We start from the raw sequence: 16,117 nt of genomic DNA on the forward strand, positions 1-16,117 counted from the left end.
CCGTAGAAATTAACGGGTTAATATTTACGAGAGAAAGCATAAAAAGAACAGCAATAAAAAGAGATTCAACGTTATCTAAAAATAAAGTTGAAATCAGTGTACCAATTAGTAACAAACTGGCACAAGATTGGATCAATCCTGACATAACAAAGTATCTTCTTGTTGATATTTTTGTAAATAACGATAATTCTTTAGAACTGTCGTGGTCAGGACGGTTAACTAAAACTAAAATATCAAAAAAAGAAATGACGTTTACTTTTGAATTATTTATTACCCGAAGCGGTAACACTGCTGTCAATGAACGTGTACAACGTACATGCCGATATCAATTGTATGGGAAAAAATGCGGATTAAATAAAAAATATTTTGCAATTTCTGGAGAAATAACTGGGATGGAAAAAAATACACTCATTGTGAATTTTGAATCTTCTATTCCTGATAATTATTTAGCAAGCGGTATTGTTGATTTTGAAGGTATTGAACAAACTTACATTATTGCTAATACTGATAAATCTATCACAATGATAAGAGAAAATAAACACATCAAAAACGCATTAAAATACGGATCAGTAAAGGCTACTTTTTATAAGGGTTGTGATAGAACAACTAATGCATGTAAATCGTTTAAAATATACGATGAAAAAGGATCGCTTATTCTTAATGGTAATCTAATCAACTATGGTGGTTTTCCTTACCTCCCCCTTGAATCGCCAACTAAAACATCAATAGGTTAATTATGTTTGCAATTATTGGTATAGCTGTTTCGATTATAGCCGCGATAGCAGGTGTTTTATTGGCTGCAAGAGTAAAAGCAAGTAACAAAATGACTGCGGATGATATTAATACGGGGACATCCAAAGAGGGCACTGAAATTCCTGTTGTTTTTGGTACTGTTAAAGTGAATAAACTCATTTATGTCTGGTATGGAAATAAAAGTACGGCGAGGATAAAAAAATAATGGGGTTATTCGGTAAAAAGAAAAAAAGTGTTATTGGGCATAAATATTATCTCGGTATGCATGCTTTGCTTTGTCAGGGGCGAATTGATTTTATTAATAAGATTTTTTTTGCGGACAAGGTTGCATGGGCCGGACGAAAACAAGTGGGCTCAATTAACATAGATAAGCAAAACCTTTTTGGTGGTATTTACCAGGAAGGAGGTATCGCTGGTACTTTCAATATTCATAATGGATCTCACGATCAAGATCGAGATTCATATTTAATAAGGAAGTTAGATAGGTTTATTCCAGCCTATCGACATGTAGCGTCAGTTGTTATGCATGGCGGCGATAAAGGTTTTTATATCGGTAATACGCCTTACCCTAAAGAAGTATCTTGTGTTGTTCAGCGAATTAATTATCAAGATTCAGAAAATGAACAATGGTATAAAGAAAAAGCCGCAATATTTACGGGTGATGGTAAAAAAATAGCTTTTGCTTTTGTACTTGATTTTAGTCTTAGCCCAAGCGAGCAACAGATGAAAAACATGATCAGTGCTCTAGATTATTCTTTTGAGCGAATTAAAGAGATTATTACAAATACCAAAACAAGAGTGGATGTTTTCGTTGGTTTATATAATGGTAATTCAAAACCATTTAACTTAAAAAAAGAAAATATAACGATTGATACACTTAACTATTTCTTAGCTTTGGTCAAACTTCAATATCGAATAAGCGGTGATAATTTACCCTTAATAATGGATTTAGTTGCTGATTTTTTTGATAACACTTTAAATAAAAAATATCACCGAATTTGTATATTCATGTCAGACGATGAAATATCCAATATACATAGTAATGGTAGTGAACGTGTTAAGCAAATGATAGCGAGAACAGGTAAATTTAGCGATATAAATAGCGTAGATATTTATTGTGGATCACTCAGCAATAAAATTGGTAATTTGTCTCATATCGACAATACGCCTGAAGATACCATACCAGTATCAATTGGGCTAAATGATATGCAAAATATATTTACCGTGGCTTACGGTAAAATAGGAAACGATATGAATCCAGCTCACATACTCCGAGAGCTTGTTTTAAATGAAAATTGGGGTATGAATTCAGGTGGCGTAAAAAATGAAATTAATGAAGAAAATTTTAAAGAGGTAGCAGACAGGCTATATTCTGAGTCGTTTGGACTTAGTTATTATTGGACTTCTCAAGGTAAAATAGAAGAGTTGAAATCAAATATTGAAGAAACTGTTGATTGTGTTTTATATCAGAATGCTACAACAAATAAGTTTGAAATTAAACTCTTTAGAGAAGATTATAAATTATCTGATTTAAAGGTATTTGATGAAAGTAATATTGTTGACGTTGGTGAAATATCAAAAAATATAATAACGGAGATGATTAACTCCGTAACGATTAATTTTATTGATCGTGAAAATGATTATGTGCAAGGTTCAGTAACCGTACGTGATGATGCATTAATTAATCTTGTCGGTGGTGAAAATAATACAACCATTTCTTACGATATGGTCTATAGTAGAGCATTAGCGACAAGGCTTGCTTTACGCATCTTAGGTGTATTATCTAGTGATTTAGCCTCTACGCAAATTACGGTTAACACTGAAGGTAGAAAGTTAAGCGTTGGTGATGTTTTTTTGCTTAATTTGCCATATTATGAAATGAATAATACACCTATGAGGGTGAAATCAATTGATAACGGGACTTACACAAGCAATAAAGTTGTTATTAATTGCACGGTAGATGTATTTAATTTGTCAAATATAGGATTAATCGGTGATCAACCCTCTATAACCATTCCGCCTGACTCTTTACAAAGTATCAATAAAACGTTATTAATTGAAACGCCGTATTATTTGATTGTTCAGTCTGTCGGTCAATCAATTGCAGATTTCAGCCTTGAAAACATGGATGTTTGTAATATATCAAGTGTTGTTTCAGGTGTTTCGAGCGATGTAATGAACATTGAACTTTTAACTAGTAAAGATAATGAAAAATTTGATTATGATAGTGATGTTGATATATGTGAATCAAGAAAGCTTATAGAATCTATTACACAACTAGATACAGAATTATTAATTGATTCTTCTGTTGAAGCTGATCTTGATGATTTTATTATTGTCGATAATGAAATAATGTTTATATCGTCAATTGTCGATAATAAAATCATTGTAATAAGAGGTTGTCTTGATACGTTGCCAGAGCCCCACAAAAAGGATTGTGTTGTTTTCTTTTGCGAAAATTCATTAAATATATCTGAGAATGATTATTCAATGAATGAGGATATTTATTGTAAATTTATGCCGTTAAGCGATAGTGATACACTAAATAACAATGAAATAATAACGCAACATATAAACATGAAAGGTAGAGCAAGAAAACCCTATCCACCAGCGAATGTAAAAATTAATCAAATTTATTATCCTGAGATGCTTTTCGGTTCCAGTCTAACAGTTACATGGTCACATCGTAACAAGAAAACCCAAAATAAAAAGTTGGGTTTTTTTATGGGTAATGTACAGCCAGAGAATGGAACTAAGTATCAAATAACCATACATCTTAATGAGAAAATGCTTGTAGATGAAGTTGTAACAAATACAATTAAAACTTTTTCTTTACCAAGCTTAGCTGTTGGAACCTTGCATATTAAGATTGTCACAATTTTACATAATGAAGTATCAATTCCTTATCAACATAGCGTAGATCTTCAAAGTTTAATTGTATTTAAATTTAATAATACACCTTTTAATCCCAATAATCCTATTTTTTTATTTGAGTAAATAACTATGAAAATTTTAATAATTACAAATAAAATAAGTAATGAAAGATCTTTAACATTAAAGAATGCGTTGAACAATGCACTTAATCATGAATCAACACTAATTGCTGATAATGATAATTCACTTACTGTTGATTATGCAAAGCAGTTTGATTGTGTAATATCAACACTTCAAAATGCAAACACAATAATACTGAAATCAATTCTTGATGCAGAAGTCCCCTTAGTTGTTGGTAATGATTTATTATATAATACTAATTCATCTCATTTAATTCTTGGGATGACAACCACTGGAGGGTCAGTTATTTTGAAAAAAGAGCATCAATATCTTAAGCCAGCTGCTGATCACTTCATTTTTAATTCTGCAAGCATTCTTAGTAGAATGGAAAATATCCCAGTCTTTTATGGTTCTAGTCTTGGTGACGAGTCATCATCTATAAAAATTAGTACGTTATGTTCAAGCGCTGTAGTTCTAGGCGCTAATGCAAATGTAAAGGATGGTTATGCAGATACGGTTTTTTTCAAAAAGGGAGGTGCTGATGCTTTAGGGGGAACTTTTAAGGCTAACTGTATGTGGTTTGGTTGGTTAAGTACTGTCGGATACACAGCTGCTGGGCTTAATTTACTTAATTCTATTTTATATTTTATTAATAACAAAACGAAGATATTAAATGGTTCCGTACAAAGTAGTGAAGGGAATGGCTTAAGTCGTGATGTTTATTTTTATCAAAAACCTACAATGACAGCATATAAAACAAGAAGTGATAATTTAGGTCAATTTTCAATTGAATTGCCCTCAGGACATGAATATGTTGGCATTTCATTTGATGAAGGAGATAAGAATGCGGTGGTTAATGATAAGATCATTATCTAGATAAAATGCTTTTTAAATTTGAAAACGTTAATTTGTTGTAGAGGTAATTCTGGCTTTGGGACTTTATAATAAACCATGTTATCCATAATAACCAATACACATCAGTTTTATGTAAATATCGTTCACGGATGTGATAAATGTCATACTAGATCACATAACCATTTAATATATTCAATTGCTTTTTTATACGATTCAAAAATACCAACTTTATTTAATCCATTGTTTCGATAAAAACACCACCATTCTTTATTGACATCAAGTGACGGAAAAATTAGGTACGAATCATTTTTGCAATTGTAAATTGAATCGTTATCTGGGTCGGTTAGTATGTAAATCGTTTTTGTGTAGTTTATTGTGATCATGTTATGAAAGGTTAGTTAGTTTTATTCATCATAAACTAATATTTTTGGGGAGTGTGAATTGAAGTAAAAAGTTGGAAAGTGGATCGCAGAAAGTGTTAGAATAATCAAAAAACATAAAATATATCTTTAAATATTATTTTAATGAACCTCTACGGTATTTTAAACGGTATATTATTTTTATTTTATATAAAAATTCATATAAATCAAATATATATTCTTTTTCTTTTAATCCTGTAGGGGACGCCATTAAATATAAGATAATCAACGAGTTATACCGCCAAGTTTACGCCTTGATTATCTTTATTAATGTTTTGTGACCAAATTGTGACTGCATTTGAAAATTGACTTAAATGGTCAGCATTCAAATAAGCGTATTTTTTCACCATTTCCAGCGTTTTCCAACCTCCAACCTCCTAACTCTTTTAGAGTAAATAGAGGTGTTCTACTTTGAAGATGGCAGTTCGCCCATGTATGCCGTAAATCATGAAAATGAAAATCTTTGATATTGCATTTTTCAGTAGCACGATTAAACGCACGGCGATCAATATTATTGATATGATTGTTTTTCGAATTTACAAACACACAGTTTTTATTGATCAATCGTCGGCTTTTTAATAACGCTATTGCCTCGTCATTTAATAATAGTGGTCGAGCGGTTTCGTTTTTTGCAATATTATTACTGACTATTGTTATTTTATTGTTAAAATCTATTTTAACCCATGTCATGGTTAAAATTTTGGTACCTCTTGCAACTGTTAATAGGGCAAATAAACAAACATCTTTCAACCATTTTAGGGAAAGAGCTTTTCATAGCTTTTGAACTTGTGGTTTTGTTACCTACCTAACCCTAATTTTAGGCTCTTTCTGTTTTCCGACATACGGAACAGATGCAATCCAGTTGTTCTTTTGGGCTAAACTCAACGCCCTGAGTATGGTCTTGTGATATTTATTTTTTGTAGCTGGAGCCAACGGCGCTTTATTTTTTGCATTATGTGTCGGTAAATTATTATCTATCATTTCACCAGTAATGCATGATAAAGGTTTACCGCCGAAAACCGGTCGCCAATATTTTGCATGTCGGACCTTCGTTGCATAATCATTTTGATCTTTTCCATCATTCAATCATAATAGCAGAACCTTATCAAAGGTCCGCTCCAATCGTTTGTCCAGTCTACTTATAGTCGACAGTTCATGTTTTACTTTCTCGTGATACTCATGGGCGAGTTTTTATCACTCACCTCAATAGATCGTCTAATTCTTGTGTCGCTTGGCATTCGATTTGGACATGCTTATCATAGGATAATCGATATCATTGAAAGAAAAATACTCACTACAACAGAATTGACAGTGTTTTAATTGTTCAGTCATAATTATTTCCGACTATCTATTGAATCGATTTTGTTTGATATCTCTCCATAAACAAGTTTTCGAGCATTCTATTTTTTATACAAACTCTTTTGCTAAAATGGTATACATTGATATAGAAAACGTACTATTAGCTGCCTATATTTTATAGCCGATGATGTCATCATTTTTACTTTTTCTACTTCGCTCATACGTCTCACTAATATTGCAAAAATTTTTTTAAAAATAACGACATCACTATCACACAATGGTTTGGAAATTCATCAATTAAAATGCGATGCTCTTTACAAAATATCATGTAAAAAATAGGCGTAAAGTTTGGCAAGAAAACTTCTAAAATAAATGAAATTTTACTTACCAAAAAGTGATTTTTTAAAGGTCATATCATCGAATTTTTCACGAAAGTAGCGTGGTTGACAATGATTGTAAATAAGTTATATATTATAAAAAACGTTAGCACAATCTAACGTCGGGATTGGCGTCCTGAACTTTTACGAGAACATAGCCGCTATAAGCGGTATTTTTATGCATGCTTAGTTATATTTTTATGGTGGGCTGAGTGAGGGCTTCGAAAGAAGCACCGTTTCTCGTAAAGACGGTACGCCAACCTTATTCAGTTCACCTCCAATATTGGCGTGTTGGTGGTGATTAAATAACTTATTTACGAGGATTTAATCATGTCAAACTTATCAATTTTTAATTTTCATCAATCACAAGTTCGTATTCAATTTTTAGAAAATCAGCCGATTTTCTGTTTAAAGGATATTGCTGGTATTTTAAATATTAGCAATGCTAAAGTAAGTCGTTTTAATATATCAATCAAGGGAGTACATAAAATGTACCTCCCTACAAATGGTGGTAATCAAGAACTGTTATTTATTAACGAACCAAATTTATATCGTATCATTTTTAGAAGCAATAAAAAGGAAGCCATAGAGTTTCAAAATTGGGTATTAGAAGAAGTATTACCCACAATTAGAAAAACTGGATCATATTCATTAACAATTAATGCAGAACAACAACAGCAAATCCAACAAGCCATTAATGAGCGGGTTTATCGAACAGGTGAACGGCTTCAAGCTGTTTACTCAAAATTTCATCAGCAATTTAAAATTACGAGCTATCTGGATTTGCCATCTTGCAAATTTGATGAAGCGATGAAGTGGCTTGGCGGTATGCATTCTAGAAATGCATTGTCTGATGAAGATTTGTATAAATTAGCCTGGTTATACAAAGCTGCAGATAAAATGCGTTATCAGATAGAATTAATAGAGCCGGCATTACGCTTGATGGATTCGAAATTTAGAGGCGCTTTTTACTCAATGGCTGTTGAATATAAGCGGACTTTAAATGATGCTAGAACAATAATCGAACGGGAAACAGCACACATTAAAACTAAAAGAATTGTAGATAATTGGCATAAAGTTTTGCCGATAATAAGAAATAATTAATTTTACCACTTAACCTATTAAACTAATTAACCCTTTAATTTTTTTTAAGGTTTAAAAACAGTAATGTAAAAATGCGTTTTTTAGCGCACAAAGTTTAAGCCCACTCAATAGTTGGGCTTTTTATTATGTTAATTGAATTATGAAAAAGCTATTTGTTACTCTTTTATTTATTCCTCATTTTGTTCACTCAGCCCAAAATTTTAGTACAGCAAAAACAAAACTCATTCGATTGTACAAATCAAATTCGGAACAGACTACTTTTTATTGCGACTGTGAATTTACATTCAATAATAAAAAGGGGGTAGTTGATTTCGATAAATGTGGATATGTACCTAGAAAAAATCAAGTGCGGGCTAAACGCATTGAATGGGAGCATGTTATGCCAGCAGAGAACTTTGGACGTCATCTTCAATGTTGGCGAGATGGTGGGCGTAGCAAATGTAAGAAAGACCCTAACTTTAATGAAATGGAAGGAGATCTACATAACTTACAGCCATCAATTGGTGAAGTTAACGGTGACCGTTCTAATTATCGATACTCGCAGTTTACAAAAGAATTTACTCAGTACGGAAAATGTAAAAGCGCAGTAGATTTTAAAGATCGAAAATTTCAACCACGAGATGAAATACGAGGCACTATCGCTCGCACTTATTTCTACATGTCAGATAAATACAATATTAATTTATCAAGTTCAGAATATAAGTTAATGCAAGCTTGGGATAAGATGTATCCACCTAATGCTTGGGAATGTGAACGAAATACCTTGATAAAGCAAATTCAGGGTAACGATAATAAGTTCATTACCCAACAATGTAATTAAACCGATTTAAGTCGGTTGTTACATTCGAATAAAGAAATAATACAGGGTTGGGTAGATTTTTGAATCTAGACGAACTATGCTGTATATATTAATTGGTATGTGATAAAAACATTATTTTGTCAAATAGTTGATAATAATAAATGGAAATTATTTTCAAAGCTATGTTACTTATAATTTTTAAAATTATAAGTAACATAGTTCGAAATGATGGATAGTTTTGATGAAATTTAAATTTTTCTCAGACTTTATCCTTATTTTTACTTTTAAAACTATCGAGAACGATCATTACCCCACTAGTTTTATAACTTTAACGCTTGTACGCTTTGTACTAGATCAGCGAGTTGAGTAACTATTTGGTTACCTGTATTGGTTTCATCACCACCCAGTGTTTTATTTCGCATAAAATCATGTTTGATTTGTTGCCATCGTTCAGTTTGTTCTTTTGTTAATACTCCTCGAATTTCGGCTAATTTAAGAAGATTTTCTTCTGCGCCGTTTGTTAGTAATTGTGCTTCTCCTAAGTAATGATCTTCGATAACTTGATTGAGTTCTTCATCATTCATTACTGACGAAATTTTTTCAGCAAGTTTATTCATATTTCGATAACTGCCTTGTAACTTAAATGGAGGTTCAGTACGGTATTTATCCGATTGTGCTGCACTAATGATGTATTGCTGATTCACTTTAAATACTACTTCACGAATTTTTAATAAATGGCGTAGAACTGCAACAATTTCACTTATTTCAGCTTGACTATAGTCATAACTTAGCTCATTGGTATTAAGTGGTTTGCCTTGGGCATGATCGATGAGATGATAGAGATCATTAAGGTCACGTAATGCCAAAGGGGACAGAATTGAATTAGAGGTTAAACAGTTTTCAATATAACTTGAAGCAAAAACCTCATCCATACCACCGAGAACTTCACCTAAGTTATATATATCAGCACGGTTAGCTAACATATCAGGTATCTTAAATACTTCACCTGACTCAGTATATGGGTTACCCGCCATAATAACGCAGAATTTTTTACCTCTTAAATCATAAGTTTTTGTTTTACCTTTCCAAACACCTTCAATACGGCGAGATCCATCACAAAGTGAGATAAATTTTTGTAAAAATTCTGGATTGGTGTGTTGAATATCATCTACATAAAGCATAACGTTGTTGCCCATTTCCAATGCTAAATTTAACTTTTCAAGTTCTTGACGTGCCGTTGCATTGGGCGCTTGTTGGGGATCAAAAGATAAAACACTATGTCCTAATGCTGGTCCATTAATTTTCATAAAAATTAAACCCAAACGATTGGCGATATATTCCATTAATGTCGTTTTACCATAACCAGGAGGGGAGATAAGTAATAATAATCCCATTAAGTCTGTTCTTCTGCTTTCTCCAATGGTACCCATCTGTTTGGCTAGGTTATCACCAATAATAGGTAGATAGATTTGATTAATCAGTTTATTGCGAACAAAAGAACTTAATGGTTTTGCTTTAAACTCATCGATGCGCAAAAAGTATCGCTGTTCCTCAAGAACTTCTTGACGCAAAGTCTGATAATGTCGAAATTCAGGAATGACCACTCTTGCATGTTTACGCATACGACTAAAGAAATCATCGAGGTTAATATTTAAAATCCCTTGTTTGATTGTTGGATGTTCACCTAATAAGTCATTAACGGTGATATCCAGTTCAACTTCACTGATTTGAATATTTATATTATTTTCTTTATCTAGCATGCACAGCAAAATTGCTTCGGGTATGTAGTCAACGAATTTTTGATATTGAGGTAGAGTACAAAGTCCTTTATACCAACTTTCAATAAGATTCCATCGATCCGTCAAACGAGTTTGTAAATTAAGTTGTGATTGATTAAAATCCCCCCACATATGAAGTTCTTCTAACTTAGCTTTTAGTCCTTCATACATGTAAGTACTGTATTTGCTTAAATTAAATTCCTGTGGTATTTCAGTCAATGCGTAGCTTAGATATTCAGTCGCTTGTTTGATATGGTAATCTTCATGATGTATTGGAAAGTTTTGCAAAAATTGATTCAACTCTGAAGCCATTTCAATTTGTAGATTAATTAATCCTTCATCATGACCAAAAAGAGCTAGAATATCTTTGCAGGTCTTGGCTCTTTCGGGCCATAATTTTGCGACATCACTCTTTTGATTATATTGCCAAAATAGTATAGCTAAACTCCGTGCCAATGGATTGTAACGTAATAAACCAGCTGCTTCTCCTAATGGAATAAGTTTGGATAAGATTTTTACAGCATCATGGTCATGAATACCTTTTTCATAGCCTTCTCGATATCGCATGGCTGCGTAATCACGTACAGTTTTAACCAAGTTATCTGGTTGACTTAATTGAGTGACTAATTCTTCATAACTGAGATCAATCTCTTTTTTTAACGTCGCATTGATTATGGAGTAAGCTAGGTATTCACCACGATAAAGTGTCGGTGACTCAGATTCAATCGTTATGGTCCAGAAAGGCTTATAACTTTCTAAGCGACTATTCTCGATTTTTTCTTGATAATCCGTACCAGTTAATTGTAAATATAGGTGCGTTTCTTTCGGAACTATAGTTAAATCAAGTTCTTGAGTATTGACACTGAATTTATGTTTCGGACCTAATTTTATGACATTGCCGCCAGATTCAAATATTTCTGATTTATCGCGTAATGCTCGTATGGCCTGATCACGTGCACTTTTAAACCGTGATTCAATATCATCGGCTTTAACGTTATCGAATAAATTCCTCAATTTTTCAATAATTTCACGAATTTTTAAAGCTAGTGGGTCTGCCACGAAAAAAGCGTTAAGTTCATTTTGATCCGAAAATTTAGCCGTACGTCTCGGAATGCTATCTAAGATGCGAACAGCTGCGGTAAGCAAGGATTCAGTGCGTCTTGTACGGTCTTCTAGTAGTGCTTGTTTGTGAGTTTCAAAAGATTCTAATATTTCTTCACGTTTAGTCAGTATGTCATTAAGGAATTCTTCGCTTTCGCTAAATTGGTTTTCCAGTTCTTCAAGTTGAACAAGTAGTCTTGATAATTCATCGTCACATTTTTCTGGAGTAGTTGCGATGCTTAAAGCGCTAGCGATGCTTTGACTAAATAGTTTGAATTGAGCACCAAATTGTGCAATCATTTCAATACTTGATAGATTTTTTCGTTTTTGATTGATTCTTGCTTTAGTTTGATTTAGTTTGGCATAAACCTCGGCAATTGATTCAATAATCTTAGTTTGAAGTGTCACATCATCAAATTTTAAAGATGCCATAAGTTGCGAAAGCATATCCAAATCATTGGACATTTCGTCCGTGATTTTTATTGGCTCAACGAGTTTGACTACAGTATCAGCTTCCTCTAAATATTTTTCAATGTTATCTATTTTTGACATAAATGGTTCGAGAGCTTTTTCGCTACCTAAAAATCCGGCAGTAGCAAGTGAAACTAAAGATTGACGTTCTTTTAGCTCAATTTCCATTTTATCAATTTGCTCTAAATTGATATAACGATAAGTTCTCAATGTCACAAGGCGACCTAATTGCAGTTTTATGGCATTAAGCGCATCGACGAATTCTTGTGTGTCTTGCCAGCTATCAGGATATAATTTGGTTAGTAAATCTTGCTGATGAGTAATAGCCTCACGCATCGCACTTTCTGATTGGCGTCGAATGCTTTCTACTTTTTCGTATTCATCAAGTACTAATTCACTGGTTTGGGTAATATTACGAAGTATTGGTGAGAAAGATAGATTTTTTTCATCAGCAAGCCAAAAATAGCCATCAAATAATTTTTTAGTATCTTCACTTAATTTGCTATAGAGTTGTGAAGAGATGGATTGATTATCAATTTCGCGAGAAATAAAATAGAGATCAGAAATTCCACGTACTAATTCAGCGTTGCCGATTTTGCCTAAAAACGTATTGTGGGTTGGCTGTGTTGCTGCAAATTCGGCACTATAAAAGGGCGTTTGCCAAATTTGCATTGGATGAACGCGAGTTGGTTCATTGTTTTCTCCTTCAAATACAACCATTCGCCCATCTTCAAATACGGCATAACCATGACCTAGAATTGGGTTATCTAATTTTCGCTCAATCATATTGTAATTGAATAGAGCTAGACGACCAGAATTTGGTTCATAAAAAATGTATAAGACATCTTCACCATTGGGTGAACGACGAATGCGTCTAAAACGCATTCCAGCCATTGATTGATCAAATGTTTTGTATTCTCCATTTTGTAAGTAGTAACCACCAGGGAATATCACTCCATGATCTTCTGGCAATTGAATACATGCTTGACCAATAAAGTCAATTCGTTGTGCTTTTTGGGTAAGGGTATTATAAATTAGGTATCGCCAATTATCTTCTCGGTAGGGTAAGACTTTTAAAAGAATTAAGGCGCCTACTTTTGCGTATTCAATTTTTGCATCGTTTATTGATTGATTTTTATCTAATACCTCTTCACGATAAATACCTAATCCATCGTTAGTATTGTTTTCACATTTTATGGTAAGGTCACCACCAATGGTTTCAACAAAAACGGTATCAAGAATATTCACATGGGAGAATCGACCATTAACGATATTTTCTCGGGTAGTTTCAGTCCATTCAAAATCATAAGCAGGAGGTAAAGCAATATCACGCTCTCCGCGATTATCAATATAGTCAATCGTTTTTTTATCGCTGGATATTGACCAGCGAAAAACTCGAATGTCACTAACTCTTTCACCAATCTGAAAACTGGCAAGAAGCTTACCGTCTCGTTCAACCAGTTGCAATAATTGAGCATTTTTATAATAGGTATAAAGTTCATTAAAGTCTTGAACAAAACGATTGATATTTAGAAAAGTATTTGACAGATCAACCGGATCTGCCTCGTAATTGTCATCACGTTCAACAAGATGGTAAAGAGAAAACACATCTTCAATTTTTGTTTCTTTTTTTAATCCTAAAAAGACGTTATAACCAAATAATAACCAATCACCAAATCTAACGATATCTCGAGCGATACAGTTATTTTCGGTTCTAATGCGAATTCGCCCAATGATTGACATATCACTTTTACCAAATTCCGAAAGTCGTTGTTGATTCAAGGCTTCCGTTTTCTGATTAAGTTCTTGCCCCAAAGAGGTTAAACGTTTACGAAGGATCTCATAGGCTCCACCTTCTGCAACCGCTTTATCGAGTGAATTTTGTTGCTCGTTTTCTTGTTTTATTTCTGCCATTTTTTACTCTTGATCTTTTTACAGAAAATCTATTACCTTCGGTAAAATTTAATATTCTACCGAAGGAAGATAATAGTGATAATGTTAACTGAATAATTATTTAACGATAATTAAGTAATGTCTAATGTTTCAAATCATCATTTCTTATTCGCTTTTTTCATCACTATTTGATGGTAAAAATTGTTCCGCTAGTGCTTTTAAATCAGTGTTTTTTAATGTTTCGTTTAAATCCATATTTTTATTACCGGATAGACGTGATAGTACTGATTGTAAAGCAGATTGTAGTACAGGGCTTTGATTTACCGTTCCTTCAATGGCTTTACCGACACTGATAGCTTTCGAGAAGCTATTGAAGAAGTTATCATTTCCTCCAACAATTTCAATGTTTGCTTTGCTGAATGCAGCAGCAAGAACCTCAGCTTGTTCTCTGGCAATTTCTTTGTTAGCAGCAATGGCAGCCATAGCTTGTTCAAAACCTTTTTCAAGTGCCAAGCGGAACTCTTCATGATTTTTAGATTGTTCATTCATCGTACCCATTGCTTGAAATTTCTCAACCAAACCATTAGCTTCAGCTGTTAAGCGTTCACGAATAACAAGTGCTTCAGCGAAACCTTGTTCTTTGGTTGCTGAAGCTTTGGCAAAACCGATTCTTTCATCGCCGCGCGCTTGAGCAGAAAGTTTTTCTTCAAGGACTTTAGCTTCGGTTAAACCTTGTTTTTCTGTTGCTAATGCTTTTGCTTCAATAACTTTAGCTTCTGATAAGCCTTTTTCTTGATTACCTTTTGCTTCTGCAAGTAAAAGTTCAGCGGTAATATTTGCTTTTACTAAACCTTCTTTCTCTTCTGCTTCAGCTCGGGCTTTGCGAACTTTGGCTTCAGCTAAACCAATAGCGGCTTCTTCTGCTTCAATACCTTGAGCAAGTTGTTTTTTTGCTTCAGCTTGTTTAGCCGCGACCTCAAGTTCAGCTTGTGCTAGTGTACTAATTTCAATTGCACGGTGTTTAGATGATTGTTCATCTGCTTCAGCTTGCTTAACTTGTTTAACTAATTCTTGCTCAGCTCTAGCTTCCGCTTCAATAATGGTTGCTTGTTTTTCTCGATCAGCTTTAGAGATTTCTCGTACTTCTTTGATATTTTCTTCTTCAACGGCTACCGTTTTTTCGACAGCAACTCGTTCACGAATCACATTAGCAATATGTTTTTTCTCTTCTTCAATCACTTTGTCTTTTTCAATGCGTTGTAATTCTACTTCTCGCTCACGAGCAACAATTTCTAAAGAACGTGCACGTTCGACTCGTTCTTCTTCGATAGCAATAGCTCTAAGGCGATTTTGCTGAGCAACTTCAACTTCACGCAAGCGATTTTCCTCACGTACTTCAATCTCTTGTTGAGATTGGATTCTTGCTTGTTCCGATTTTAGGCGTTCTTCTTCTTGTACTTTTAATGTTTCAGCTTGTTCGCGAGCTCGAATCGTTTCTATTTCACGTTTTTGGCGAGCTTCGGCATCCGCTTGCTGACGTTCAAGCTCTAATTTGGCTTCAATCGTTTCGGTATCTTTTTTCTTTAATGCTAATTCAAGATCTCTTTCACGTTTATTGGTTTCATCCTTATGAACAGCAGTGATTGAGGTGATCTTGTTAATACCTTCGGCATCAAAAATATTATCAGGATCAAGTGATTTAATTGGAGTTTGTTCTAAATAGTCGATAGCCACATCTTCTAGTGCATAGCCATTAAGATCTTTACCAATGACATCGATAATACGTTCACGAAAATTTATACGATCTTCAAATAGTTTAGCTAATTCAAATTGTTTACCGACTGTTTTTAACGCTTCTGAAAATTTTGCGCTAAATAATGAACTTACCGCTTTTTGATCGGATGCTCTATCTACTCCAATTGATTTAGCAACTTTTAAAACATCTTCTGTCGTTTCATTAACTCGAAGATAAAAAGCGACACAAATATCTGCACGTAAATTATCTTTACAAATTAAACCATCTTTACCACGTCGTTCTACATCGAAAGTAATTAATGATATTTTCATGAACTCTTTTTTGTAGATGATAGGGTAGACTAAAGCACCAGTAAAATGCACTTTAGGTTTTGACGTCATGTCATTAACAATGAGTGCTGTACCTTGCGGAACCTTAATATAAAAGGCTTTAAACAATAAGAAAAAACCAACAATTATTAGAGAGACTATTCCAATAATCACTAAAAAAAACATGATAGTATCAGTATTGATTGACAT

General features: G+C 33.5%; 10 protein-coding genes. 6 read left to right on the plus strand and 4 right to left on the minus strand.

Annotation, left to right across the window (positions count from 1 at the left end; genetic code table 11):
* From J3U19_RS10570 to J3U19_RS10585, 4 genes are all read left to right on the plus strand, one after another.
* The coding region (locus tag J3U19_RS10570; protein WP_267346266.1) for a hypothetical protein at positions 1 to 734 on the plus strand (734 nt) is incomplete at its 5' end.
* A 2-nt stretch (positions 735 to 736) separates the two neighbouring features.
* Positions 737 to 958: a hypothetical protein gene (locus tag J3U19_RS10575; RefSeq protein ID WP_267341010.1), complete on the plus strand. Its 222-nt coding sequence runs from the start codon at positions 737 to 739 to the stop codon at positions 956 to 958.
* Positions 958 to 3,750, plus strand: coding sequence for a phage tail protein (locus J3U19_RS10580; RefSeq protein ID WP_267346267.1), 2,793 nt, complete (start codon positions 958 to 960; stop codon positions 3,748 to 3,750). Before J3U19_RS10575 ends, J3U19_RS10580 begins: the two co-directional genes overlap by 1 nt.
* Positions 3,751 to 3,756: 6 nt before the next feature.
* Positions 3,757 to 4,623: a hypothetical protein gene (locus J3U19_RS10585; RefSeq protein ID WP_267341007.1), complete on the plus strand. Its 867-nt coding sequence runs from the start codon at positions 3,757 to 3,759 to the stop codon at positions 4,621 to 4,623.
* A gap of 716 nt (positions 4,624 to 5,339) precedes the next feature.
* Here J3U19_RS10585 and J3U19_RS10590 read toward each other — a convergent pair.
* Both J3U19_RS10590 and J3U19_RS10595 read right to left on the minus strand, forming a co-directional pair.
* Positions 5,340 to 5,771: a site-specific integrase gene (locus tag J3U19_RS10590; RefSeq protein ID WP_267346269.1), complete on the minus strand. Its 432-nt coding sequence runs from the start codon at positions 5,769 to 5,771 to the stop codon at positions 5,340 to 5,342.
* A gap of 51 nt (positions 5,772 to 5,822) precedes the next feature.
* Entirely contained in the window at positions 5,823 to 6,107 is a 285-nt protein-coding gene (locus J3U19_RS10595; RefSeq protein WP_267346271.1) for a hypothetical protein, read from the minus strand.
* Positions 6,108 to 7,027: 920 nt separating this feature from the next.
* Between J3U19_RS10595 and J3U19_RS10600 the strand changes: the two genes are divergently transcribed.
* Both J3U19_RS10600 and J3U19_RS10605 read left to right on the plus strand, forming a co-directional pair.
* Positions 7,028 to 7,801 (plus strand): BRO family protein, encoded by a 774-nt coding sequence (locus J3U19_RS10600; RefSeq protein ID WP_267341002.1) that lies wholly within the window; start codon positions 7,028 to 7,030, stop codon positions 7,799 to 7,801.
* A gap of 139 nt (positions 7,802 to 7,940) precedes the next feature.
* Positions 7,941 to 8,621, plus strand: a complete 681-nt coding sequence (locus J3U19_RS10605) for an endonuclease (protein ID WP_267341001.1) — start codon at positions 7,941 to 7,943, stop codon at positions 8,619 to 8,621.
* A gap of 299 nt (positions 8,622 to 8,920) precedes the next feature.
* On the opposite strand, the gene J3U19_RS10610 is transcribed toward J3U19_RS10605, so the two are convergent.
* Positions 8,921 to 13,864 carry a DNA repair ATPase gene (locus J3U19_RS10610; protein WP_267340999.1) on the minus strand — a complete coding sequence of 1,648 codons (4,944 nt, stop codon included), beginning with the start codon at positions 13,862 to 13,864 and terminating at the stop codon, positions 8,921 to 8,923.
* A gap of 144 nt (positions 13,865 to 14,008) precedes the next feature.
* The gene (locus J3U19_RS10615) at positions 14,009 to 16,117 is read right to left on the minus strand and encodes a flotillin family protein (RefSeq protein WP_267340997.1); all 2,109 of its coding nucleotides are present in this window, start codon (positions 16,115 to 16,117) and stop codon (positions 14,009 to 14,011) included.

The organism is Gilliamella sp. B2828, from assembly GCF_026537125.1.
Classification (GTDB): Bacteria; Pseudomonadota; Gammaproteobacteria; order Enterobacterales; family Orbaceae; genus Gilliamella.